The organism is Pseudoalteromonas rubra, assembly GCF_005886805.2.
Lineage (GTDB): Bacteria > Pseudomonadota > Gammaproteobacteria > Enterobacterales > Alteromonadaceae > Pseudoalteromonas > Pseudoalteromonas rubra_D.
Genome location: NZ_CP045429.1, coordinates 3,402,434 through 3,427,372, shown reverse-complemented (window position 1 = coordinate 3,427,372; position 24,939 = coordinate 3,402,434). Strand labels below are relative to the sequence as shown.

The following is a 24,939-nucleotide window of genomic DNA, read 5'->3' as shown; positions in this document are numbered from 1 at the left end:
AAAAGGGAAAGTTCGTATACTGTGGATACAGTGATATGTAGTTGAGCTGTTGCTTAGGTAGAGGGCAATTTTGACCTAGTACAGATTGAACATGCGAGCACAATATGCTCTTCAAAAAGAAGAGGGAAAGATGATGGATTGGTTAAAAAATATTCTTGGTTCTAAGGAACAAACGACGCCAGAATTTCTGATTGAAATGAAAGGCACAACAGGATTTGTTACTAATGTTGACTCTTTATTTAAAAGCAGAGTTGTAAAGCAACAAGCTGAGTTGGCTAGTAAGCATGTAGCAAAACAGCAAGAGCAACTTTCTAAGTAGTTACTTTTCATTATGAAAAAAGGCGCCTTTTGGCGCCTTTTTCAATAAGGACATTATGATAAAGCCAACCGTTTTACTAATACTGTTTTTTTTAGTATCAGGTAACCGCTTTTTGAGCAATTACCCAACTACTGTAGTTAAGTATGAAAAGTCTGAAGGCTATCATACTTTCATCCTGGCAGCTGTTGCTGGGGTGCTTCTGCACATCGTGTCATTTATTATTCTCACTGTGTTTACTCTATGTTTTCCGAGCTTGGCGTATAGCATTGGGTTTGAATTCAAAAAGTTTGTTGAAGTGCTCATGCCTTCAATTGCAAGCAATGCAGAAATTTTGAATATGGTAAGTGTGAGTGGTGTCGCGTTTGTATTGGCAGGATTGGCACCTGCCATAATTATAAAACTGTATGCACTGGCAAATAGAAACCTAATTCTTGAAGCATGGCAAAAGGATGCAACAGGAGATAAAACACCAGAGTTTTTATCGCTGGCTTTCAGTTCTGCGTCTTTAGGGTTGCCAGTAGCTTTTACTATGAAGAACAGGAAAGTCTATATCGGGTACATCATTAGAACCTCGGCTGCGTCCAACGATCTTGAAATTTTACCAATTGTGAGCGGTTATAGAAAAAAAGAGGACCTGGACTTAGTATATCTTGTTGATTATCAGCCAATCACTGACAAAATTAGTGAGGATGATAAGACAAGAAATTCGAGCAATATTGCAAGTGATGTAATAGCCAAAAAGTTTGCGATTGTACTCCCTCATAGAGAAATCGTTCATGCGAATCTGCATGACATGAGTCAGATGGAACACTTTAGAAAACACCGATTTGATTTAGGGCAGGTTCAGGCCGACAACGTTACATTTGACGGCGAAAGTAATAAGCCAGAAAAAGTGGTGGTGCATAAAAAATGGTACGAGTTCTGGAAGTGGTTTAAGCGAAAATAACTTCAGGACCATATACCAACTAAAAGGAAAGTTAGTCATGGTTAGTAAAGCGTATCGAGAGGGGCAGAATGCTCGCTCTTACTCAGACAATCCTTATGAAAGATACTCGCCGGATTACAACGATTTTGAGCGGGGATACACACAAAAGCTGAAGCGTACCCCTGACTATGCCTTTCGCAATGAATCTGGGCCGATTGGTGATCGCACCTGGTACGAACTGAAAGGTAGTCGGGTGGTTGAAGAAACACCCAGGCCAAAGCTGCGCACTTATGCCGATGCCCGTAAGAAGTAGAACAGGTTCAAGGTGTTGAGTGCTAGCTACATAAACTTTGACCCTGTAAAATTGCCTTCATAGGTTTGCCAGTTAACTGGCTGTTTTTCACTTCTACTTTTAACCTCCTAAGGATAACTTTTGACAGATCTATCAAGTAAGAAAAACCCTGTGTGGAATAGATATACAATACTTAAAGTGCTTTTCTCTTTTTCAAGGTTTCTAATTGATTATTGGAAAAATAGACGCGCAGATGAAGGTGAGGTTGAAAGGAAAGAGTATAGAGGTAAAGTGCTCAGAGCATGGAGCAAAGCGCTCTTTATCATAGAGTCCTTTCTCGCTGTTGCCTTCCTTTTTGGCGCTCTGTTTTTTAAAGAGGTAGTTTCGAATTTACATATATATTGGCATTATGCTTTATTGTTTTATGCCTATTGTAGGGTTAATGAAATAGCCTTTGCATTTATGAGAGATCTCTTGAGCAAGTTAAAAGATAAGGAGCCTCATTCAAATATTCGTGTTTATGAAAGGGTATTGATGGCACTGCGCAGTTACTTTGGTCTTGCATTGAACTTCTCTATACTATTCTATTCCTCACAAGTGATTTTTTTGTTGAGGTATGACGTTCCATTGTTTACGAGACCTCTGGAGGGGTTCTTCGACTCACTGTATTTTAGTGTGGTAACCATTACAACTTTAGGTTATGGCGATGTCCATCCTTCTCATCTGTTTTCAAAACTACTCGTGATGTATGAGGTTTTTACTGGGCTATTGCTACTTGCTGTTGCTTTTGCCATATACATTGGCCAACTAGAAAAGAACAAAGTACAGGTGTCTGAACAGGGTGCAGAGGCTGAACAGGATGCAGAGGCTGAAAGTTGACAGGGGGTGGCAGCTTTCCCCATCAGCGAGTAAGGCCGAACGATGAGCGTATCTGGTACGAACTGAAAGGTAGCCGGGTGCTTGAAGAAACGCCCAGGCAAAAGCTGCGTACCTATGCCGATGCAACCCATCGACAGACCATTCTATTTGTCCTAAAAATACAGGTGAGACGCGATGACAAAAAACACACAATCATATTGCCATACTGAATTTCTTTGCCCATAATAACTGTATAAATAACCAGTTGTTAAGTTCATGCGTAAGTTTATCCATGTTGATATGGACTGCTTTTATGCTGCCGTAGAGATGCGCGATAACCCAGCGCTGGCCAATGTGCCGATTGCGATTGGCGGGAATAGCCACCGTGGCGTGTTATCAACGGCCAATTACATCGCGCGCCAGTATGGTGTGCGCTCTGCCATGTCTAACTACAAGGCTAAGCAGTTGTGCCCTGAGCTGGTGATTGTGCCCGGCAGGATGGCGGTTTACAAAGCGGTGTCTGCGCAGATCCGCACGATTTTTGCCCGTTACACTGACCTAATAGAACCACTCTCCTTGGACGAAGCGTATCTGGACGTTACGGAGTGCACTTTGTGTCAGGGCAGCGCAACGTTAATTGCGCAGCAGATCCGCAACGATATCTATCTAGAAACGGGCCTGACTGCTTCTGCGGGCATTGCGCCCATTAAATTCCTGGCCAAAATCGCCAGCGACGAAAATAAACCGAACGGCCAGTATGTGATCACCCCTGACGACGTGGATGTGTTTATTGACACTTTGCCGCTGAAAAAAATCCCTGGCGTGGGCAAAGTGACATATGAAAAACTGTTGGCAATGGGATTGCAATATGGCCGCGACGTTAAGGCCAGCAGCAGAACTCAGATGACAGAGCGGTTTGGTAAATTCGGAGATGTACTTTGGCGGCGTTGTCAGGGCATTGATGAGCGTAAAGTGGAAACTGAACGTATTCGTAAATCGGTCGGTGTTGAAACCACGTTTGAAAAAGACATACAAGATCTGGATGCACTTAAGGACGTGCTTCGCGAGCGGCTGCTTCCTGAATTGCAGCGGCGTGCTGAGCCCTATCGCGGCACGCGGACCTTTAACAAACTGGGGGTTAAAGTGAAGTTTTATGATTTTACGCAAACCACCAAAGAGTGTCAGTATCATGAGATTGATGAAGGAGTGCTGTTCACTTTGCTGGAGCAGGCCGTTGAGCGCTTTGGCAGTAAACCGGTCAGATTGATAGGGATACAGCTGGGTTTAGGTGAAGTGGCATCCGGTCAGGCTCAGTTGGGCCTGTTTGATGTTCAGACCTTCGACTAAAAGATAACAATGACAAGGCTCTGTGATCACACGGCGGTGTGCTAGGGTATACCTATCCGGCTAAATTAAAACGTTATTTCGCACAATACAACCTCGAGAGCATAGAACGGATCACCTGACGGCCAGATATTGTCTGAGTCGCTGGCTTTGCCGCGTACTGCAATATGGCTGAATTGCACGGGCAATAACACACTGATATTTAGCGGACATCAAGAACAACAACAGGACAACAGGGGGAATACAATGCAGTCAATCATGATCGTGCTGTTTGGCATACTTGGTATGCTGTTTGGCTGGTTTGTCTATTCAAAATTCATCGCCGAAAAAATATTTAAAATGGACGATAAGTTCGTTACACCGGCGCATGAGTTAAATGACGGGGTAGACTATGTACCGACTAACAAAGTGGTGCTCTGGGGGCATCATTTTACATCCGTAGCAGGGGCCGCACCTATTGTTGGCCCAGCCATTGCCGTTTACTGGGGTTGGGTCCCCGCGGTTTTATGGGTGGTGTTTGGTACCATCTTTTTTGCAGGTGTGCATGATATGGGCGCACTTTGGGCCAGTGCGCGTCACAAAGGCAAGTCGATGGGGGCGCTGTCAGAAACTGTTATAGGTACACGCACGCGTTCATTGTTTATGATTGTGGTTTTCCTGGTACTGCTGATGGTGAATGCCGTATTTGGGGTCGTTATCGCCAATTCCTTTGTGGCTAACCCCAGTGCTGTGTTCCCTGCCTGGGCCGCCATTTTGGTGGCGCTGGTGATTGGCCAGTTACTTAAACGTCAGGTGCCACTGGTACCCTTATGTGTGATTGGGGTCGCCATTCTTTACGCCAGCATTTACGTGGGGTCGGGTATGCCACTGGCTCTGCCCAGCGAATTGTTCGGGCTGGCCGATAAAGCCAATTGGATTATTATTCTGTTTATTTACGCGGCTGTGGCGTCTTTATTACCTGTCTGGATGTTGTTACAACCGCGCGATTTTATTAATGGCATGCAGCTACTGGTAGGGCTGGTATTGCTGTATGGTGCGGTATTTGTGGTGATGCCGGATATCACGGCACCCGCTTTTAATACGCAAACTGCGATTGATACGCCAAGCATCATTCCTTTATTGTTTGTTACCATCGCGTGTGGTGCCGTTTCCGGCTTCCATGGCATTGTATCCTCTGGTACCAGCTCGAAACAGCTGGATAAAGAAACCGATGGCCGCTTTGTCGGTTACCTGGGGGCCGTGGGCGAGGGCTCATTGGCATTGATCACGCTGGTGGCCGTGAGCGGCGTCATGCTGGCTGTGTCACCTGAGGAATGGCACGAAATTTACAGTCACCTCGGCGCGGGCAGTGTCGGTGCATTTATCCAGGGCGGGGCTAACCTGATCAGCAATGGTTGGGGATTGTCGGTGGAGATCGCATCAACTCTGCTTGCGGTAATGGTGGTGCTGTTTGCCGGTACTACCATGGATTCTGGTGTGCGTTTGCAGCGCTATATTATTCAGGAATGGGGTGAAATTTATCAACTCAATGCCCTGAAAAACGGTGTGCTTGCAACCCTGGTGGCAGTAGGCTGCTGTTTACTGCTGGCATTTGGTGCAGGTGGTGCGTCGGGCAGCGGCGGTATGATCATCTGGCCTTTGTTTGGTTCGACCAACCAAATTCTTGCCAGCCTGACCTTGCTGGTGATCTCTGTGTATCTGATGAAGCTGGGGCGTCCGGCAAAATTCACGCTGATCCCGATGATGTTTGTGATTCTGATGGCTTTTTTTGCCGGGCTGATCAAGCTGGGTGAGTACTATGAGCAGGGTAACTGGTTGCTGGTAGGTCTGGACATAGTGGTTCTGGTTGTCAGTGTATTGGTGATGCTGGAAGCCTGGTCTGTGGTCAGTAAGCTCAAATTACAAAAAGACAGCGGCGCAATATCACAGTCGGATTAACGATTACTTTGCGGCTTAACAGGGCGTGTCAGTGTGTCATACGCTGACGCGCGTTCTGTTATGTCCCGGCAATTACCCCTATGGTATTGGCTCTTGCGGACAAATAGCCGATAATCAGCCCAGCATTTTAATAACCAAGGGCTGATTATATGTCTTTTCCTCTCGCTCTGCCGGTCAGTGACTGGCAAGTTCAGGACGCCGATGCTGTTATCGTCGTCACCTCCGATGTGTCAGATCTTTCTGTTGCGGCATTAAACAGTGCGGTCGCCCCTTATCTTGCGGTTGACGCACGATTACACAGCAAAGCCAGCTTACTGCTGGCTGAAGGTGTACCTGGCAAGCGCCTGATCGTGTCACCAACAGGCCCGCTTAACCGTGACTATGATGACGTGCGACGCTTTTTTGAAGCGGGTAAAGCCGCTGTGCTGGAAGCCAAAGCAGCCGGTGCGGTTAAGCCGGTATTGATGGTGGCTGGGGTACCTGGCGATGCGCGTTATCAGAATGCTCTTGAAGTGGCTTACCTGGGAGCGTGTCAGGCGTTGTGGCAACCTCTGGAAGCCCGTGAATATCGTGGACCAGCGATCGAACCTGTTGAATCTATTGCTCTGTTGGGGGCTTCTGAAGAGCAATGTCGTCAGTTAAACGCTATGGCAGCGGGTCAGTATGCAGCTCGGGATCTGTGTGGTACGGAGCCGGAGCGCATGGCACCCCCTAAGTTTGCAGATTACTGTGTTGAGCTATTTAAGCACACATGTGTCAGCGTTGAAGTCGTGTCAGACCCGGCTACCATAGACAAAGACTACCCGATGCTGGGCACCGTTGCGCGCGCATCTTATGCGGTAGAGCGTCACCACCCGCGTGTTGTTAAGCTCGTCTATACACCACAAGGAGACATTGAGCGCACCTTGATGTTTGTTGGTAAGGGCCTGGTTTATGACACAGGTGGTGCCGATCTGAAAGTTGGCGGGTTTATGGCGGGCATGAGCCGTGACAAAGGTGGCGCTGCCTCAGTCGCCGGCTTTATGAAGTCCGTTGCAGACTTTCAACCTAAAGGCGTAAAAGTGATCGCGTACCTGGCTGTGGTGCGTAACTCGATTGGCTCTGATTGCTTCGTCCCGGATGAGATCATCACCACGCGTGAAGGCGTGAAAGTGCGCATTGGTAACACGGATGCGGAAGGCCGTCTGGCAATGGGAGATTTGTTGAGTGAGCTTAAAGATATGGCCACTGAGGAAGTGAATCCTGAGCTGTTTACGGTGGCTACACTAACCGGACACGCCGCCCGAGCGATGGGGCCTTACAGTGCTTATGTTGAAAACGGCCCGGCGCGTGCACAAAAGGTATCTCGTCAGCTTGCTGATATCGGTGATCTGTGGGCTGACTGTGCTGAGGTATCGCGCAGTCGTCGTGAAGATTACGATTTCGTGCAGCCACGTACTCTGGCGGATGATGTTTTATCGAGCAATAACGCTCCGTCGGCAGTGACTGCGCGTGGTCACCAGTTCCCAATGGCCTTTCTGGCTATTGTTGGTGGACTGGACAAGCACGGCTGTGAGTCTGACTTACCACTGCCTTATGTCCACATGGACATCGCGGGCAGTGGTGTTGAGGGAGGTGACTGGCAACATGGTAAGCCAACAGCCGCCACCGTGAGCAGTTTGTTTGTGCGCTACTGTCTTTAAACTTTAAAACTTTCCACAATCTGGGCAAGCTGATGGCTTGCCTGTTTCAGCTCTTTGCTAGCCTGAGACAAGGTTTGGGTCGTGTCGAGTGAATGATGGGTTGCGTCTGACAGGTCGCTAATACGCACATTCACATCGGCAGCTGCACTGCTTTGTTCATCCGTCGCACGCGCGATCAGGCCGTTCATTTCCAGAATGACGGTGATCAGACGCTCAATTTCACTCAATGCCTGCTCAGCCTCGTGGACCTGACTCACGGTATTGGCAGAAAGACGTTGACTGTTTTGCACGGCATCAACAGCGGCCTGAGCGCCTTTTTGTAACTTTTCAATCATGGTCTGGATCTCATCGGTACTTTGTCCGGTGCGACTTGCCAGTGTACGTACTTCGTCTGCCACGACTGCAAACCCCCGACCTTGCTCTCCGGCTCGGGCAGCTTCGATGGCGGCATTCAGTGCGAGTAGGTTGGTCTGCTCCGAAATACCCCGGATCACGTCCAGCACTGAGCCAATATGCTGGCTCTCTTCTGCGAGTGCCTGCGTCACCACACTGACCTCTTCAATGGTGTCTGATAGCGTACCTATGGCACTGATGGTGGCACTGATGGTGGTTTTACCGGTTTCACTGGTGCGCATTGCATCTCCGGCTGCCTGCTCTGCAGCCTCAGCATGTTGGCTGATCTCTTTGATTTGGGCACTCATTTGCTCAACGGCTGTTGCGACCTGGCGACTGCTGTCATTCTGACGTTCAATGTATTCTAGGTTTACCTCACCCGTGTCATCTACGCGATCGGCCAGTGCTTCTACTTCTGCGGCATTGCCCGCGACCGAGGTGATCGAGCGGCGCATTTTACTTGTATAGGCATTAAAAAAACGAGACAGGCGTGAGATCTCATCACGGCCATGTTCATCAAGTTGCTGTGTCAGGTCGCCCTCACCCTGAGAAATGTCTCGCATCATGTCGGCAGCTGCACGCATCGGTTGTAACACGCTATTGCCGATGATAAAGCTCAGAATTATCAGCACGATGAGCAGTGCGACGATATTAAACAGCATCTGATTGCGCAGTTGAGCAAATTGCTCGTCGATATTATCAAGATACACACCAGAGCCTAAGATCCACTGCCACGGAGCAAAGCCTTTTACATAAGAAATCTTGTCGACGGGTGCAGACTTGCCGGGTTTGGGCCATTTGTACGGCACAAAGCCATCTCCCTGACTGTTAACAACGGCCACCATTTCCTGAAACAGCGCAACTCCGTCTGGGTCTTTACTATCACGTAGTGACTGGCCATTGAGTTGGGGCTTAAATGGGTGCATCACCATGCGAGGGTAATGATCATTGACCCAAAAGTAATTGTTTTCATCGTATCTGAGGTCTTTCAGTGCGCTCAGAGCGGCGTTTTTGGCCTGACTTTCGCTGAGTGTGCCGATGAGCTGTGCCTGATGAAAGTGGGCGATCAGGCTATGGGCTGTTTCTACCAGGTTCTTGGTTTTTTCGTATTGCTGTTCACTCAATGCCTGATATTGCTGCTGCAAATTCATTATGCCCAGTGCGCTCAGGCCAAGCACGACGACGCACACCAACATCGCAAGGCGGCCAAATATGGTGAACTGTCTTAAAAATGCCATAGCACCTACTCCTTTTTAAAGCACAAGATTGTGCACTGAATCAGCTATGATTGCGTATTCTGCAACAAGGTCAGAGGTAAAACTTGTTCTAAATCAAGTGAATAATATATTTACTGAGGAAAGCGTAAGGCAATTAGCTATTTGTCGAATAGTGTCAGGGAGTGTTTGTGCGTATAGGTGACACGGGCCAGCGATGGCCCGTGTCTGTGTGTTACTTCATGTCAAAGTGACGATTAAAGAAGTTGGTGATGGTCTGATGCAGATGCGTCTGCACTTTTTTACCACGCAGGCTGTGCTTAGAGCCCGGATAGGTCATCATTTCAAAAGGCTTTGCTTCATCTTGTAATTGTTTGAACAGCTTCGTCGCATGGGTAAACAACACGTTGTCATCCGCCATCCCGTGATAGATCATCAGCGGGCCTTTCAGACCGTCTGTGTAGGGGAATACCGCGCTTTGCTCGTAGCCTTTTGCATTGGTTTGTGGATGTCCCAGGTAACGTTCAGTGTAATGCGTGTCATACAGTGCCCAGTCTGTTACTGGCGCGCCAGATACGCCCGCCGTAAAGTAATCACCTGCTTTAAACATAGTCATCAGTGCCATATAACCGCCATAACTGTGGCCATAAATCCCGATGCGTGACGGGTCGACATAATCCAGTGTGCGTAAGAATTCCACACCACGGATCTGATCGGCGACTTCCACTTCACCTAAGTGCTTGTAAATGGGGTCTTCAAAGCGTTTGCCTCGATTGTATGAACCACGGTTGTCCAGCTGGAAGACGATGTAACCTTGCTGCACCATATACTGGAAATAAAGGTTTTTACTGCGCCAGCTATTAGTAACACGTTGGGCATGCGGACCACCATAAACATTGACGATCACAGGGTATTTTTTGCCTTTTTTAAGCTGTTTAGGCTTAAACAAACGGTAGTGCATCAATTGCCCATCTTCCGCTTTCAAAGTGCCATACTCTGGTGTCGACAGATCATTCAGGAAAGGCGTCAGCGGATGTTGATCATCGAGCTTATTTTGTTCCAGCCAGGTAATGAATTCGCCATTGGCTTTACGCAATGAAACCGATGTAGGTTGATTTACGGACGATTTACTGTCGATAAAAGTGCGATTGTCTTCCGCCATTACCACTTTGTGATAGGCACCGGCTTCTGTGATCCGCTCAATGTTGCCTTTTTTGAACAATGGGACTGCATACAGATGGCTTTCCAGCGGGGTATCTTTGCGACCAGAGAAGTAGACCAGGCCCTTTTTCTCATCCACGCCCTGAAGCTTTTCGACAATCCAGTCGCCCTGAGTCAGCTGACGAACCAGTTGGCCACTAGTGCGGTACAAATACAGATGCTTATAGCCATCGCGCTCTGAGGCCCAGATAAAGTGCTTTTTGTCTTTTAAAAAGTGCAGATCAAAATGCAGATTGATCCAGGTGTCGCTGGTCTCTGTCAGGGCGACGCGTTGTTGCTTGCTGTCGGCGTTGTAAAATCTCAATTCCAGCTTTTGTTGAGCGCGGTTTTGCCACTGATATGACAAAGTGGTGTCATCTTCCAGCCATTTCGCTCGGGCAATGTAGATGTCTTTTTCTTTACCCAGGTCAATCCAGTTCACTTTCTGATCATTCAGGGTGACTACACCCAGATCGATGCGGACATTATCCGTGCCAGTAAACGGGTAGCGTTGGTTAAACAGTTTGACTTCATCGGCATAAATTTCGTTGCGGATGGCTTCTTGTACCGGACTTTCGTCGATGCGGGTGAAGGCAATTTTGCTTTCATCTCCGGCCCACCAGTAGCCAGTCATACGGCTCATTTCTTCCTGTGCAACGAACTCTGCCATGCCATTTTTAATCACGCCACCACCGTCTTTGCTCAGGCGGATCTCTTTGCCGGTTGCCAGCTCCAGAGCATACAGGTCTTGCTCTCGTATAAAGGACACATAGTTGCCTTTAGGGGAGAAACGGGCATCGGTTTCAAAGGCTTCGGTATCGGTCAGCTTGCGGCTTTTACCTGAGCTGAGCTCATAATAGTAAAGGTCACCATTAAGTGGGAAGAGCAGTGCTTTACCATCTTTAGACCATTTGTATTCGAGGATCCCGCGACCAAAGATACGTTGCCTTTCACGGCGCGCCTTTTCTTCGTCTGACAAGGTTTCAGGGCCAGAGAATAAGGCCTGGGAATCGACCAGCAGACGATTTGTGTCGGCCTTAATATTGTATTCCCATAGATCGTAGCGGTTGTAGTCGTCTACTTTGCCCTGCAGGTAGGTTACCCGGGTACCATCGGGTGAAAACTTAAGGTTAACAGGGGCCTTACCTGCCAATGAGGGGTCATCGAAAATACGTTCCAGCGTCAGCGGCTGGGCCACAGTAAACTGGCTGGTGGCCAGCAAACCGGTGGCAAGCGCGGCATAAGATAGCAAATTGCGCACAGAGTCACCTTTATAATTGTGTAATGTTGGATTGAAAACCCGATGTTAAAGACTGTAAATCCTGATGGCAAACAAATCCGATGGGTGTGGTGGCAGACAAAACGTCGTCGTATCGGGTCGATTTTATGTGGCAAGTTAGTTACAGTGAGCTCATCAATAACGAACTTAAAAAGACCAATGAGTACATTTCAACTGGCGCCGGAACTGGTGCGTGATTGTATTGAACTGACCGACTGGCCATTGTGTAAATTGCTATTACTGAACGACAGTCAGTATCCCTGGTTTATACTGGTGCCACGTGTATCAGGCATGCGTGAGATCATTGATCTCAGTGCTGAGCAGCAACAACTGTTTTGGCAGGAGTCTGCCCAGTTAAGTCACTTAATTAAAGCCGTTTTTAACCCGCACAAATTGAATGTGGCCGCCCTTGGAAACATGGTGCCTCAGCTGCACGTTCATCATATTGCGCGTTTTGAGCATGATGCAGCCTGGCCAAAGCCTGTGTGGGGGTTGTTACCACCCATCCCTTACAGTGACCAGCAAATTGCCGAAATAAAACAGGCGCTGGATATTTAGCGCCTGTTTATCTGCCTAAATGTGGATTGGGATATTATAGTCCCAGTACCGCTTTACCTTGCTTAAACGTCACATCAACCGGAATGTTAGCTGCTGCCAGTTTGTCCAGATCGGCCTGAAGTTCCGCTTTGATGTCGCCATGGGTGGCCAGTAACTGATCGACTTGTTGGTAGTCACCATCACCTTGCAGTGTCAGGATCAGGTTAGACAGCTTTTCCATGGCAGCGCCCATTTTCTCCATATCCACAGCATAAAGGCCATCCGCATTTTTTGAAAATGCGCCTTCCTGTTTGAAGAAATTAAACCGGATCATGTTGGCTTTACCATGGGCGCTGGATGCGCCAAAACGCACAGAGCGGAAAATTCCGGCCATGAAGGTGACATAATAGTCTTCCAGCGTGCCTTCGGTGATCTCGCCTTTTTTCAGCAGTTGTTCAACCATATACAGACCCAGGATATCGGCTTTGCCTTCTTCCAGAGCGCTGGCATGCTCTTGTAGTGACTGACGCACCGTGCCTTTGCCTGTAATGGTATTTTTAATGCCCAGGCCATGCGCTACTTCGTGAAACATGGTGTTGGCAAAAAAGGCATCAAAGGTAATATGTTTACGTTGTGCCGGGACAATCAACTGTTCAGCAATGGGTACCAGGATCTTGTCGAACTTGGCCTGCATCGCATTTTTCAGCTGCAGACGACGCGTGCCCTTTTGGAGCTGAACTTCTTCATCGTTCGGCAAGTTAATGGCAATGGTTTTACTTCCGGCATTAGAGTGGCCGGCATAGTAAATGACGTCATACGCATTGAGGTCGGCATCTGAACCTGGCACTTCTTGCTTGTACTTTTCATCGACTGGTAATCCCTGCTGCAGTTCAGGCAGGAAAGCGGCAAATTTTGCCAGACGTTCACTCCAGGCCATGTCTTTGACAAGGACATAAGATTCGAACGCAGTACGATAACCAAAGAGCTGATCTTCGTAGGTTTCGATGGGACCAATCACAACATCGATGGGGTTATTTTTCATGTCCATCCAGGCGAAGTCAGAGGTTTGGTAACTATTATTTACCAGCGCGTCTGCACGTAAATTTAAGTATTTGGAAAATTGTTTATCCACTGCCAGTTTGCTGGCATCGCGCAATAGCTGAGCTGCCGTGTTTAATTCGTTCTGGTAGGCTTCGGAGTAGGGGACACTATATAGCTGGCCTTGCGCATCTCGTTTTATTAAAGAGTACAAACCTGCTTTGTCTTTTACGTCCGTCTGATTAAGTTCGGATTTACTGATGGAGCCTGGGTAGAACTCAGCGCCGGGTGCTTTGGCGTTAAAGCCACTCAGGAATACTTTGTCACCATTTAGGCGGTCCCAGGGACCATAGTTAATATCAGCGAACTGGCGTACCTTCGGGTCCTGAATATTGGTCAGAAACTCCATTTTATTCATGCCAAATGCTTGTTTCCAAAAAAGATCATCCATGATTTTAGACGCATCAATCAATAACCCCAGCATTTTTTTCTGGTTGTCATTGAGGTGTGACAGGTCGCTATTCAGGGTGACCTGGGTATAGATATCCAGTCGCTCTGGCGACAGGTCTTGTAGCTGATAGCCGCTGTGTGTCGTGCTCTGTTGTGCCTGACTTTCAGTCTTGGGTTGCTGTGGCTCAGAACAGCCGCTGAGTAGCATGCCACAAGCCAGCATGACCGCCGTGGATAAGAGTGCGCGTTTCATCATTTTTCCTTCATTTGGAGTGTTAGTCGGACCTTTACTGCATAGAGGCCGCTCGGAACATAGCAGCCTGCAGGGATCCGTATTATTATTTCGGTGCTATACCTTACATGAATTGACTGCAACTTGCTGCTGTTGCGGCACAAAGTCGCTGAATATTTTATTTTACTCAGCGCGTTGGAATTTTTTGTCTATCACGAATAATTTTTATACTTTTCTTAACTTACTCTTTAAGTTAGACAATACTAATAACATGAACAGCACATTGCCCAGCGCCACAGGCAGTTGCTGCGCTCCAGAGGCCAATAAATTCGAGGATTGAACCAATATGTCTACTGAAAATGCCTTGTTGACGATTCTGATTGATAAAATAAACAATGATACCCTGGTACTACCTACCTTGCCTGAAATTGCTGTAAGGGTCCGGCAGGCTGCGGATGACCCGGAAGTTAATTTGATGCAAATGTCCGAGGTGATTTCTCATGATCCCGCATTGGCGGCACGTATGATTAAAGTGGCCAACAGTGCATTTCTGGGCCGTACTGTAAAAGTTAACACTCTTAATCAGGCCGTCACCCGGATAGGTTTGCGTCAGGTCAAAAATGTCGCCACAGCAATGGCGATGGAGCAGCTGTTTGTTTCGCAAAATAAGCTCATCAAAACGTATATGGATAAAGCTTGGCAGAAGACGCTGAAAGTGGCCTGTCAGGCGATCACCACGATGGACTTTTATCTGCGCATTAACAAACATACCTCGCTCAATAAAGACACCATTACGCTGGCGTCACTGGTATTCAATATCGGGGTACTTCCTATCCTGACTGAAGCTGAAAATCACCCTGAAGTCTTCGCCAATCCGAGCTTTTTAGCGCATGCAATCCAAAAGCTGGGTGGTCGCATAGGGGGGGCAATTATGCGCGAGTGGGGGTTCACGGAAGAGTTTGTTGAAGTCGCTGAAAGCTGGGCTAATCCAAACTATAAACCCGGGCATGTTTGTTATGTGGACTTTATCCGTGTCGGTGCCATTGTTGAAGGGATATTACAAGTGTCTGATAAGGCGGCGGCACTGCATGTCTACGAAGAGAAGGGGGTGCTGGGTTCAGTGGATATGTTTTATGATGATGCCTATCAGGACATGCTGAACGATATTAAAGCGGCATTTTCGTAATTATTAAAACGAAGTGGCTGGGGCATTTAGCCCCGCCTCTCAGACGCTACAGGTCGTCCTGGTCGCCGAGCCCTTGTGACAGCTCTTCCAGCAGCTCTTTGATTTCCTCAGAGACCAGAATAAAGTCTGCATCGAGCTTGACCGCCATGTCCTCTTTAGGAATGTCGGCATTTTGCTCTTTTAGTGTGTCGCTGAAACTCAGGCGCTTGATTGAGCCGTCATTTTGCAGGGTAAACTGCACGCGTTCACGCCAGTCCATACCCAGTTTAGTTACGCGCTTACCGTGTTCCAGGTGCAATTTGATCTCATCGCCGGCCAGGTCATGCTGTTTAAGTTTAACCTGCGCACCATTGTCATCGGCTTCTTGTAATTCGGCATCAGAGCCGATTGCAAACCCTTCAGGGACTTCGAATTTGGTGAGCCAGTCAGTCAGGAACAGATCCAAATCATAATTTGCAAAGGCTGGGACGATAGGCAAAGTGCCGAGGGATTTTCTCAGTAATGCGGTCAGTTCTTCCGCTTTATTGAAGCTGGCACTGTTGACGATTAACCAGCCATTTTTCTGGTCGATAAAAGCAAATTGCAGGCTGGACTTTTTGAATGCCTGAGGCAACAAGGTTGCAGTGATATTTTCTTTAATTTCGTCTTTTTCTTTTTTCTTAACCGGACGATTCTCTTCTTGCTCGATCGATTCGATCTTTTCTGCAACCATTTCATTGATCACAGAGGCAGGCAGGACTTTTTCTTCCCGCTTGGCACAAACCAGAATACAGTGCTGAGAAAAGTGGCTCAGGGTCTGGCCATGTTTGCCAAGGGCTTTGGTCCAGCCAAAGGTGCTCATGTCCTGGCTACCGCACGGACGAAATACGTCGTGCTCCAGTGCTGCTTCAAAGTCTTCCTGGGCGTAGGAGACGTCTTGTTTAAAACGGTAACAGATAAGATTGCTAAACCACATAGAACAGGTTCCGAAGAGTAAAATCGACCCGCATCATAGCAAATCGACATACCCTCGGGCAAAGGCTCAGCGCAGATATTTCGCCTTGTTGATACAGGCGTTCATTAACTGAACATAGCAATGTTCTTCTGTAGTTCTTTAGGGAACCTGATGTAATAAGTTAGTCCTCTGCCTTCTTCTGAATTGACTTCAATGTCGCCATTCAGGGTCTGCTTAACCAGGTTAAAAGTAATGTGTGTGCCCAGGCCGCTGCCGCCTTGCTCACGCTTGGTAGTAAAGAATGGGTCAAACAGTTTTTCAAGCTGCGCTTTGCTAACGCCTTTGCCGTTATCTTTGTAGACGATAAAGACGTCGTTGTTTTCTTCTCGGATCTCTATGTCTATGGTGCCCTGCGCAACACCTTCAAAGCCATGGATCAGGGAATTCATAATCAGATTAGTGAAAATCTGGCTGATGGCTCCTGCGGGCAGATGCAGGGTTAATTCTTCCGGGCAATCTACGTTGACAATGTGCGCTGTCTTTTTGAGTTTGGGGTGTAAAGAGCGGATAACTTCGCCCAGGTATTGTTTAAAGTTAATGGTGCGTACCGCTTCACTGGCCTGATCAACCGCAATTTGTTTAAAGCTGGCGACCAGTTCTGACGCCCGATCCAGGTTGGTGGTCAGTAAGCTGGTACTTTGTTTCGCCTCGTTGATAAATTCTTCCAGCGCCTTGGGTGAAAGAGTTTTATCTCGATACGCGGTTTCCAGTCTTTGCAGGCGCTCTTCCAGGAATGAGGTTGCCGTAACGCCGATGCCGACAGGGGTATTGATATCGTGGGTGATCCCCGCTACCAGGCCACCCAATGCAGCCATTTTTTCAGAGCCAACCAGACGTTCTTGAGCCATGTTGAGTTCATCAACATACTTTTCCAGCTCCTTCTGCTTGGTCAGCAGCTCTTCTTCGGTTTGGCGTCTGAGATCGATCTCTTCTGTCAGCGTCAGTTTTTGCTTTTCCAGCTCATATTTTTGTTGTTGCAGGTCCATCATAGCCTGTGACAGGTTAGATGTTTTACGCGCGACCTCTTGTTCTAACTGGATGTTGTGCTGGTCGAGTTTTTCATTACTTATTAACAGCTCTTTTTGCGCCTGGTCGAGTTTTTTTCGATAGTCGGCGATGCGATCAATGAGTTTGTTGAAGGCCTCTTCCATCACTTTGAGCTCGTTGCGCTCTGTGGTATCAATGTCTATTTTATGACCATCGACATTGTCGATTTCAAAATCGTCAATTTGTTCGGTTAGATCGGTGAGTGGTTCGGTGAGTAATTTTCTGAAAGCGAGCAAGAACAAGATAATCAAAAATGTGGTTTTGACCATCGCATTACCAATCAGAAAGTAAATAGAGATCATGATACGACTGAATACCACTTCCCGGCTTGAAAACAGCGTTACATCGCCCACTTGCGTGGCTCTGCCGGAAAACTCGAAGATCAAAGGAAAGGTATAGCCAAATAGACCTGACGGCGTATCTTCAATGAGCGCCTCCTCTTGTACGAGTTGTTGGCTGTAAAGCTCATGAATATTGAGCGACCGACCCAGCTGAGAAATGATCTCGCCGCTGTCGTCACGTACTATGATCCCTTCAATCATAGGGATGGCTAACAAGCCCTCAGCGGTAGTGACGGTTTGTTTGGTGTTGAGCTCCCAGATAGCGCGAGTCAGGCTGCGACTGAAGGTTTTTTGCAGCATAGTTAACTCATTGCGAATATAGTCTTTAGTGTTGACATATTCGGCCACCACTTGTCCGCAAGTCACGACAAAGGTGAGCAAAAAGTAAACCGACAAGACGTTTGTGAGCAGCTTCTTAGACAGACTTTTTTGCAGCATGAAGTGTTCTTTGCTCCTAACAACGAGTTTCTGCGCGCTTAATACACTTAAAGTTAGCCAATAAAGTGCTAAAAATAAATATTAATCTCAATCTGATATCGCAAGGAATTTGTTCCTTGGGCACTTACTGGATGGATATTATTGTGTTATAAGTTTAACCACAACAATAACCTTTATCCCAAAACAGAACAATAAAGATTATTTGACAATTCACTCTATGAGCTACTCTGTATTAGTCTGTGACGATTCAGTCGTTGCCCGCAAACAAGTCATCCGTTGTCTTAACGGGATCATTGACGCTGATATATGCCAAGCCAGTAACGGACACGAAGCGCTGGAGGTGCTGGCTGAACGACATATTGATTTATTGTGTCTCGATCTGACTATGCCCGTTTTGGATGGTATCGGGGTGCTCGAAGCGATCAAGCGCCAGGTGATTGAAACTTATGTCGTGGTTATTTCGGCCGACATTCAGGACGAAATGAAGACACGAGTTGCTAAACTGGGGGCGCTTGAATTTCTGGAAAAACCGGTGAAGCCAGAATCCCTGCAGGCAACGCTCAGTAAGTTCGGGATCCGATAATAATCGGGTTAATGGTAAACGACCACTTCTTCCACTCACCTCAGTTTATATTGCTTTGTTCATCAGTTAATTCATTAATTTGACATAAACTTTGCGCGCTGCTGTACACAACTTGAGTTTTTTGCATAGCTTTTTGCAGTGCGAATTAAATTTTTGTGCTTGACAGTTTATTGATTGTTCAGGCAGTCTAAAGTCTATGAACAAGATTATTAACACCACGACCATTATTACCACCACCATCCTAACGGGATAGTGGCATAGGTCGGTGCGTATTCGAAAAGGCCTGTGCTCACTGCGAGCACAGGCCTTTTTTGTTTTTGGAATGAGGAAAATAAACATGCAAGTATTGAAGTTTGGAGGATCATCGCTGGCCGATTACGACTGCCTGCAACGAGTTCGTGAGCTTATCTTGACACAGGGTAACCACGAAGCCTTAGTGGTGTTGTCTGCACCAGGGGGCGTCACAGATAAACTGGTTGAGTTATGCGACCTGGCGCGTCAGGGGCAAAGTTTTAGTGATCAATGGCAAGCGCTCACAGCGCGTTTGAATGGGCTTAAAGTACAGGTTGAAGCTGAATTTGGTGACGTGACACATTGGCCCGATTTTACCGTGCTGGCAGACAAACTGGCGGGCGTAAAACTCCTTAAGCAATGCCCGGATGCGGTGCAAGCTTATGTGATCAGTTTTGGTGAGCGTGTGAGTGTGGCGCTGATGGTGGCGATGCTAACTAAGCACAAAGCCCATTACCTTGATGCCACTGCCTGTATCGCGACAAATGACGCTTATCTGGATGCTGAAGCTTTGCTGGACGACAGCCGCGAGCGCTTTGCGGCGCAATTACAGGCTCAACCGGCACAGTTTTACATCATGCCTGGCTTTACAGGCAGTAATAGTGCTGGTGAATTGACGACCCTCGGTCGTAATGGATCGGATTATTCTGCTGCCATTGCTGCGGCGTGCATTCAGGCTAATGTCTGTCAGATCTGGACCGATGTTGATGGTGTATACAGTGCTGATCCCCGACTGATTAAAAAGGCCACCAAAGTGAATCGCTTATCCTATAAGGAGGCGATGGAGCTGTCGTATTTTGGTGCCAAAGTCTTGCATCCTAAAACCATTTTGCCTTGTGCCAAAGCAGGTGTGCCATGTGAAATCAAAAATACCCATGCGCCTGAGTTACCTGGATCTGTGATTGCGGCACAAGGTGGGGGAGACGAGCCAGTTAAAGCGCTATCCAGCCTTGACAAGCTGGCGATGCTAACGGTTTCCGGACCTGGTATGAAAGGCAAGGTTGGCATGGCGGCCAGAGTCTTCTCGGCGCTGGCCAAGGACAATGTATCGATTGTTCTGATCACCCAGTCATCTTGTGAGTTCAGTATTAGCTTCTGTGTTCATGAACAGGATTTGTCACTGGCATTGCAGGCACTGCAAACTGCTTTCGAACTGGAGATGCAAGCCCACCTGATCGAGCCAATCCAGGTACGTCGTTCGCTGGCGATTGTCACCCTGGTGGGTGATAACATGAAATCTCACAAAGGCTTAGCCGCTAAGTTTTTTGCCTCTTTGGCGCAGGCACAGGTTAATATTGTGGCGATTGCTCAGGATTCTACCGAAAGTGCCATTTCTGCCGTGATCCAGGGCGAGCTGTGTCAGGATGCAGTCAAGGTTTGCCATGAAAACTTTTTCACCCATATTCCTTCAATTGACGTGTTCTTGCTTGGCTGTGGCTTAGTGGGGGCTGAGTTGATCGCGCAGTTACAGCGCCAGCAAAGCTGGCTGGCGGAGCGTAATATCAAGCTCAACCTCTATGGGGTAGCGAATTCAAAACGCTGTTATCTGAATGAACAAGGGGTGCCTTTTGAGCACTGGCAGCAGGTGCTGGCCGATGCGCAGCAGGGCTTTGAGCTGTCAGAACTTGAGTCGTTTGTGCGCCGGAATCACCTAATCAATCCGGTGATTGTCGATTGCAGCTCGTCTCAACATCTGGCTGATAAGTATCATGACTTCCTCGCTGCCGGCTTCCATGTTGTTGCCGCCAATAAAAAAGCCAATACCAGTGACTATGACTATTACCAGGCGCTAAAACAGGTTGCGCAACAAAAGGGCCGACGCTTTTTATACGAAACCAATGTGGGTGCTGGGCTGCCTGTGCTCGATAACCTCCAGTTGTTATTTGGTGCAGGTGATGAGCTGTTGTCCTTCAGTGGCATTTTATCGGGTTCGTTGTCTTATATCTTTGGCGAGCTGGAAGATGGCCTGAGTCTGTCCGAAGCCACTGCGAAAGCAAAACAAAGCGGATTTACAGAGCCGGATCCGCGTGATGATCTGTCAGGCACGGATGTGGCGCGCAAGCTACTTATTATTGCCCGTGAGTCCGGGTTGGCACTGGAGCTGGCTGATATCGAAGTTGAGCCAGTTGTGCCAGCTGACTTTGCTGCGGGTAGCTCAGTGGATGAATTTATGGCGCAGCTGCATCAGCAAGATGGGGCATTTGCAGATCGCATTCAAAGCGCGGCGAGCGAAGGCAAAGTACTGCGCTATGTGGGGAGTATTCAAGGTGGCCGCTGTCGGGTGGGTATTGAGGCGGTAGAGCGTTCACATGCGTTGTCGGATATCCGAGATGGTGAAAATGCGCTTGCCATATTAAGCCAGTATTATCAGCCCAAACCATTTGTGATCCGTGGTTATGGTGCCGGAGCGGAAGTAACCGCGGCCGGGGTATTTGCTGATATCTTGAAAACTCTGACGCGCTAGGAGTGGTTATGAAACGATTTTATGCACCCGCATCCATCGGCAATTTTTGTGTCGGTTTTGATTCACTGGGCGCAGCGATAGCCCCGCTTGATGGCACTTTGCTGGGTGATGTAGTGAGTGCTGAGGCAGCCGAACAGGACAGTTTTGAATGTATTGGTCCTTATGCGGATAAATTACCGTCGGGAGCTGAGGAAAATCTGGCTTATCAATGTCTGGTCCATTTCAGGGAGCATGTCGCTGCGACCATGCCCGGGGTGAAACTAACGCTGGAGAAACGTCTGCCAATTGGCTCGGGGCTTGGGTCCAGTGCCTGTTCAGTGGTCGCGACGTTCGCAGCGCTGGATGCCTTTGCACAGACTCAGTTGTCTCAGACGCAGATGATTGAGCTGATGGCTGACTTTGAAGGAAAAGTCAGTGGCGCACGCCACTATGACAATATCACGCCTTGCTATTTAGGCGGGTTGCAGCTGACAGCCGAGTTAATACCGGACAGGGCACTGAGTTTACCGAGTGATGACAATTGGCGACTGGTTGTAGCTTACCCTGGCTTTGCACTAAATACGGCGGCGGCCAGAGCGGTATTGCCGCAACAGCTGGCGACACACGATGCAGTCGAATTTGCGCAGCGATTAAGTGCCTTTACATTGCTCATGTCGCAGCATCAGTTTGATAAAGCTGTGACCTTGATGCGTGATGAGATTGCCGAGCCATCCAGAGCACCTTTGATCAAAGGGTTTGCAGAAGCCAAACAAAGCTTGCCTGAATTAGGTGCTCTGATGGTCAGTATTTCTGGCGCCGGGCCAACCTTGTTGGCATTGTGCGACAACGATCAGGATGCACAGCGATGCCAACTATGGCTACAACAACACTATTTAAATGAACATGGCTTCAGCCACATATGCCGATTAGACCTACAGGGCACAAGAGAAATAAAGGAAGGAGAGTAGAATGAAACTGGTGAACTTAAAAGATGATACTCAGACAGTATCCTTTATTGAAGCGGTTAAAACAGGTCTTGGCCGTAATCAGGGGGTGTTTTTCCCAGCTGAGCTTGTGCCACTGACTGACGTTGATGCTTTGCTGGCGCAACCGTTTGCACAGCGCAGTGCCGCGATTCTGAAACATCTCATTGGAGATGAGCTACCGCTCGATTCTTTGCAGAGCATGTGCGAGCAGGCATTTGATTTTCCTGCCCAATTAGTACAAGTTGAAGAAAATAAATATTGCCTGGAGCTCTTTCATGGGCCAACGCTTGCCTTTAAAGACTTCGGTGGCCGATTTATGGCGCAATGTATTGGTGCGTTTAGTCAGGGTGAGCGGGTGACCATATTGACCGCAACCAGTGGCGACACCGGCGCTGCGGTCGCACATGCATTTTATCAAATGCCAGGCGTTGATGTGGTGATCTTGTATCCGCAGGGTAAAATTTCGCTGGCGCAACAAAAGCTGTTTACCACACTGGGAGAAAATATTCACTGTTACGCCGTCGAGGGCAGCTTTGATGACTGTCAGGCACTGGTAAAACAGGCTTTCCTGGATGATGAGGTTAAGCAAACTCTGGGATTGAATTCAGCCAACTCAATCAACATCAGTCGCCTTCTGGCCCAGGTGTGTTACTACTTCGAGGCCTTTGCCCAGCTTACCGTCGCGGAGCGTGAGCAGGTTCATGTCTCCGTACCGAGCGGTAATTTCGGCAATGTGTGTGCGGCTATGATAGCTGCGGCGCTGGGGCTGCCAGTTAAACGCCTCAGTGCAACCACCAATCAGAACGACACTGTGCCCCGTTATCTGGATTCTGGGCAGTGGCAACCTAATGCGACTTTGGAGTCTATTTCTAACGCAATGGATGTGAGTAAACCTAATAACTGGCCTCGCGTGGAATCTATGTTGGATAGTGGGTACTTTCCTAAGTATGAGTTTTATTCACGTTCAGTATCGGAAGAGCGAACGCAGGAAGTCATGCGTCAGGTTGCAAAAGGAGGTTATGTGACAGAACCACATACCGCCATTGCCTATGAAGGGCTCCTATTGGATGGGCAGCCTGAGGAAACCGGTATTTTTCTGGCGACGGCGCATCCTGCTAAGTTCAGAGAAACTGTGGAAGCTGTGCTGGAACAGGCAATTGAGATGCCTGAGGCACTAGCAAGTGCGCTGGAAAAGCCATGTCTGGCTGAGCCTTTGTCAGCGGATTATGATGCACTTAAACAGGCTGTGTTAACGCGTTTAGTGGGTTAAAAGGCGGTTTATTGCTTTGCTGGTGGCGTAGTGAGTCGCCAGTAAAGCGTATTTAGTAGATTTCAATTTGAAATATAAATGCACTTTCCCATAAAAAATATAAATGTTTAAATAAAAAAATATCATCCCCCAAACACTGTGAAATAAATTCAATCCTTGATTAAATAGGCTCACACCGATTTCATAGGCAAATGGCCGCAATTTGCGTACAATCAAGCCTTCAAAAACCAATCTTACGTGTACCTAGGAGACACCATGTTAGAACGTAACATGAATATTGCAGATTTTGACCCAGAACTATTTCAAGCGATCCAGTCGGAAACCACCCGCCAGGAAGAGCACATTGAGCTTATCGCTTCTGAAAACTACTGTAGCCCGCGCGTACTAGAGGCTCAGGGGTCGCAGTTAACTAACAAATATGCTGAAGGTTATCCGGGTAAGCGTTACTACGGTGGCTGCGAGCACGTCGACGTGGTTGAGCAGCTGGCGATTGACCGTGCTTGTGAATTGTTTGGCTGTGATTACGCAAACGTTCAGCCTCACGCGGGTTCTCAGGCTAACGCTGCGGTATTCCAGGCGCTGCTTCAGCCGCATGACACTGTGTTGGGTATGAGCCTGGCGCATGGTGGTCACCTGACGCATGGTTCACACGTGAACTTTTCTGGTAAAACCTACAATGCAATTCAGTATGGTATGAATGAAGAAACGGGTGAAATTGACTACGCACAGGTTGAAGCGCTGGCATTAGAGCACAAGCCAAAAATGATCATCGGCGGTTTCTCTGCTTACTCAGGGATTGTTGACTGGGCTAAATTCCGTGAGATTGCTGACAAAGTCGGTGCTTACCTGTTGGTTGATATGGCACACGTTGCAGGTCTGGTTGCTGCGGGTATCTACCCAAGCCCAATCCCACACGCACACGTTGTGACAACAACTACACACAAAACATTGGCTGGTCCTCGCGGCGGTTTGATCTTGTCTGCATGTGGTGATGCGGATATCTACAAAAAACTGAACAGTGCGGTTTTCCCCGGTGGTCAGGGTGGTCCTTTGTGTCACGTGATCGCTGCTAAAGCGGTTGCATTCAAAGAAGCGTTGCAAGGCGAGTTCAAAGCTTACCAGACACAAGTGGTTAAAAATGCGCAAGCGATGGTCGCAGTACTTCAGGAGCGTGGTTATAAAGTGGTCTCTGGTAAGACAGACAACCACCTGTTCCTGCTTGATCTGATCGACAAAGACATCACAGGTAAAGATGCTGACGCTGCGCTAGGTCGTGCCAACATCACCGTGAACAAGAACTCTGTACCAAACGATCCGCGTTCTCCGTTTGTGACTTCTGGTCTGCGTATTGGTTCACCAGCTATTACACGCCGTGGCTTTAAAGAAGCTGAAGCGGGCGAGCTGGCAGGCTGGATCTGTGATGTGCTTGATAACATCGAAGATGATGCGGTACAGGCACAAGTAAAAGAAAAGGTTAAAGCAATCTGCGCTAAGCTACCTGTTTACGCGTAAAGCTGAGATACCACCTAAATAGATAAGAAAAGGCTGCCTTAAGTGCGGCCTTTTTTATGTGCATCGAATGCTACTATCTTGATATACTGGCAGCAATTGGCTCAAAGTGTGATCTGAAATCAATGAAGCAGTTTGGGTTTTTATCTG

The 24,939-nt window shown here is 47.9% G+C and carries 19 protein-coding genes; 14 read left to right on the top strand and 5 right to left on the bottom strand.

Going from position 1 to position 24,939, the window contains the following annotated elements; all coding sequences use genetic code 11:
* Positions 1-91 precede the first annotated feature (91 nt).
* The 7 genes from CWC22_RS14865 to CWC22_RS14835 all read left to right on the top strand — a co-directional run bounded on the left by CWC22_RS14865 (position 92) and on the right by CWC22_RS14835 (position 7,358).
* The gene (locus CWC22_RS14865; protein WP_138538661.1) at positions 92-319 is read left to right on the top strand and encodes a hypothetical protein; all 228 of its coding nucleotides are present in this window, start codon (positions 92-94) and stop codon (positions 317-319) included.
* A gap of 55 nt (positions 320-374) precedes the next feature.
* Positions 375-1,265 carry a hypothetical protein gene (locus tag CWC22_RS14860; protein ID WP_138538660.1) on the top strand — a complete coding sequence of 297 codons (891 nt, stop codon included), beginning with the start codon at positions 375-377 and terminating at the stop codon, positions 1,263-1,265.
* 37 nt (positions 1,266-1,302) lie between these two features.
* Positions 1,303-1,557 (top strand): hypothetical protein, encoded by a 255-nt coding sequence (locus CWC22_RS14855; RefSeq protein WP_138538659.1) that lies wholly within the window; start codon positions 1,303-1,305, stop codon positions 1,555-1,557.
* Positions 1,558-1,677: 120 nt separating this feature from the next.
* Positions 1,678-2,415, top strand: coding sequence for a potassium channel family protein (locus tag CWC22_RS14850; protein ID WP_138538658.1), 738 nt, complete (start codon positions 1,678-1,680; stop codon positions 2,413-2,415).
* Positions 2,416-2,670: 255 nt separating this feature from the next.
* Positions 2,671-3,741, top strand: coding sequence for a DNA polymerase IV (dinB, locus tag CWC22_RS14845; RefSeq protein WP_138538657.1), 1,071 nt, complete (start codon positions 2,671-2,673; stop codon positions 3,739-3,741).
* Between the two features lie 243 nt (positions 3,742-3,984).
* On the top strand, positions 3,985-5,676 hold the full coding sequence (locus CWC22_RS14840; RefSeq protein WP_138538656.1) for a carbon starvation protein A: 1,692 nt from the start codon (positions 3,985-3,987) through the stop codon (positions 5,674-5,676).
* A 149-nt stretch (positions 5,677-5,825) separates the two neighbouring features.
* Entirely contained in the window at positions 5,826-7,358 is a 1,533-nt protein-coding gene (locus CWC22_RS14835; RefSeq protein ID WP_138538655.1) for a M17 family metallopeptidase, read from the top strand.
* Here CWC22_RS14835 and CWC22_RS14830 read toward each other — a convergent pair.
* Positions 7,355-8,989 carry a methyl-accepting chemotaxis protein gene (locus CWC22_RS14830; protein ID WP_138538654.1) on the bottom strand — a complete coding sequence of 545 codons (1,635 nt, stop codon included), beginning with the start codon at positions 8,987-8,989 and terminating at the stop codon, positions 7,355-7,357. The two genes, CWC22_RS14835 and CWC22_RS14830, sit on opposite strands and share 4 nt — an antisense overlap.
* Positions 8,990-9,200: 211 nt before the next feature.
* Positions 9,201-11,417: a S9 family peptidase gene (locus tag CWC22_RS14825; RefSeq protein WP_230090657.1), complete on the bottom strand. Its 2,217-nt coding sequence runs from the start codon at positions 11,415-11,417 to the stop codon at positions 9,201-9,203.
* A 186-nt stretch (positions 11,418-11,603) separates the two neighbouring features.
* On the opposite strand from CWC22_RS14825, the gene CWC22_RS14820 reads away from it, so the two are divergent.
* Positions 11,604-12,002, top strand: a complete 399-nt coding sequence (locus tag CWC22_RS14820) for an HIT domain-containing protein (RefSeq protein WP_138538652.1) — start codon at positions 11,604-11,606, stop codon at positions 12,000-12,002.
* A gap of 34 nt (positions 12,003-12,036) precedes the next feature.
* On the opposite strand, the gene CWC22_RS14815 is transcribed toward CWC22_RS14820, so the two are convergent.
* Positions 12,037-13,722: a dipeptidyl-peptidase 3 family protein gene (locus CWC22_RS14815; protein ID WP_138538651.1), complete on the bottom strand. Its 1,686-nt coding sequence runs from the start codon at positions 13,720-13,722 to the stop codon at positions 12,037-12,039.
* Positions 13,723-14,047: 325 nt separating this feature from the next.
* Here CWC22_RS14815 and CWC22_RS14810 point away from each other — a divergent pair, with 325 nt between their 5' ends.
* A complete protein-coding gene (locus CWC22_RS14810; RefSeq protein WP_010382808.1) occupies positions 14,048-14,887 on the top strand; it encodes an HDOD domain-containing protein in 840 nt (279 codons plus the stop codon).
* 46 nt (positions 14,888-14,933) lie between these two features.
* On the opposite strand, the gene rdgC is transcribed toward CWC22_RS14810, so the two are convergent.
* Both rdgC and CWC22_RS14800 read right to left on the bottom strand, forming a co-directional pair.
* Positions 14,934-15,842, bottom strand: coding sequence for a recombination-associated protein RdgC (gene rdgC / locus CWC22_RS14805; protein ID WP_010382806.1), 909 nt, complete (start codon positions 15,840-15,842; stop codon positions 14,934-14,936).
* A gap of 104 nt (positions 15,843-15,946) precedes the next feature.
* Positions 15,947-17,707: a sensor histidine kinase gene (locus tag CWC22_RS14800; protein ID WP_125563559.1), complete on the bottom strand. Its 1,761-nt coding sequence runs from the start codon at positions 17,705-17,707 to the stop codon at positions 15,947-15,949.
* A gap of 217 nt (positions 17,708-17,924) precedes the next feature.
* Here CWC22_RS14800 and CWC22_RS14795 point away from each other — a divergent pair, with 217 nt between their 5' ends.
* From CWC22_RS14795 to glyA, 5 genes are all read left to right on the top strand, one after another.
* Positions 17,925-18,290 carry a response regulator gene (locus CWC22_RS14795; RefSeq protein WP_125563557.1) on the top strand — a complete coding sequence of 122 codons (366 nt, stop codon included), beginning with the start codon at positions 17,925-17,927 and terminating at the stop codon, positions 18,288-18,290.
* A 337-nt stretch (positions 18,291-18,627) separates the two neighbouring features.
* Entirely contained in the window at positions 18,628-21,045 is a 2,418-nt protein-coding gene (thrA, locus tag CWC22_RS14790; protein WP_138538650.1) for a bifunctional aspartate kinase/homoserine dehydrogenase I, read from the top strand.
* A gap of 8 nt (positions 21,046-21,053) precedes the next feature.
* On the top strand, positions 21,054-21,992 hold the full coding sequence (gene thrB / locus CWC22_RS14785) for a homoserine kinase (protein WP_010382802.1): 939 nt from the start codon (positions 21,054-21,056) through the stop codon (positions 21,990-21,992).
* Between the two features lies 1 nt (position 21,993).
* Positions 21,994-23,280: a threonine synthase gene (gene thrC, locus CWC22_RS14780; RefSeq protein ID WP_138538649.1), complete on the top strand. Its 1,287-nt coding sequence runs from the start codon at positions 21,994-21,996 to the stop codon at positions 23,278-23,280.
* 255 nt (positions 23,281-23,535) lie between these two features.
* A complete protein-coding gene (gene glyA, locus CWC22_RS14775) occupies positions 23,536-24,792 on the top strand; it encodes a serine hydroxymethyltransferase (protein WP_138538648.1) in 1,257 nt (418 codons plus the stop codon).
* The last annotated feature ends 147 nt before the right edge of the window (positions 24,793-24,939 follow it).

Coding starts and splice junctions, on each gene's coding strand:
- CWC22_RS14855 (WP_138538659.1), top strand. CDS start 1,303: ATGGTTAGTAAAGCGTATCGAGAGGGGCAGAATGCTCGCTCTTACTCA.
- thrB (WP_010382802.1), top strand. CDS start 21,054: ATGAAACGATTTTATGCACCCGCATCCATCGGCAATTTTTGTGTCGGT.
- CWC22_RS14830 (WP_138538654.1), bottom strand. CDS start 8,989: ATGGCATTTTTAAGACAGTTCACCATATTTGGCCGCCTTGCGATGTTG.
- thrC (WP_138538649.1), top strand. CDS start 21,994: ATGAAACTGGTGAACTTAAAAGATGATACTCAGACAGTATCCTTTATT.
- thrA (WP_138538650.1), top strand. CDS start 18,628: ATGCAAGTATTGAAGTTTGGAGGATCATCGCTGGCCGATTACGACTGC.
- CWC22_RS14815 (WP_138538651.1), bottom strand. CDS start 13,722: ATGAAACGCGCACTCTTATCCACGGCGGTCATGCTGGCTTGTGGCATG.
- CWC22_RS14820 (WP_138538652.1), top strand. CDS start 11,604: ATGAGTACATTTCAACTGGCGCCGGAACTGGTGCGTGATTGTATTGAA.
- CWC22_RS14800 (WP_125563559.1), bottom strand. CDS start 17,707: ATGCTGCAAAAAAGTCTGTCTAAGAAGCTGCTCACAAACGTCTTGTCG.
- rdgC (WP_010382806.1), bottom strand. CDS start 15,842: ATGTGGTTTAGCAATCTTATCTGTTACCGTTTTAAACAAGACGTCTCC.
- CWC22_RS14835 (WP_138538655.1), top strand. CDS start 5,826: ATGTCTTTTCCTCTCGCTCTGCCGGTCAGTGACTGGCAAGTTCAGGAC.
- dinB (WP_138538657.1), top strand. CDS start 2,671: ATGCGTAAGTTTATCCATGTTGATATGGACTGCTTTTATGCTGCCGTA.
- CWC22_RS14795 (WP_125563557.1), top strand. CDS start 17,925: ATGAGCTACTCTGTATTAGTCTGTGACGATTCAGTCGTTGCCCGCAAA.
- CWC22_RS14840 (WP_138538656.1), top strand. CDS start 3,985: ATGCAGTCAATCATGATCGTGCTGTTTGGCATACTTGGTATGCTGTTT.
- CWC22_RS14810 (WP_010382808.1), top strand. CDS start 14,048: ATGTCTACTGAAAATGCCTTGTTGACGATTCTGATTGATAAAATAAAC.
- CWC22_RS14865 (WP_138538661.1), top strand. CDS start 92: ATGCGAGCACAATATGCTCTTCAAAAAGAAGAGGGAAAGATGATGGAT.
- glyA (WP_138538648.1), top strand. CDS start 23,536: ATGTTAGAACGTAACATGAATATTGCAGATTTTGACCCAGAACTATTT.
- CWC22_RS14860 (WP_138538660.1), top strand. CDS start 375: ATGATAAAGCCAACCGTTTTACTAATACTGTTTTTTTTAGTATCAGGT.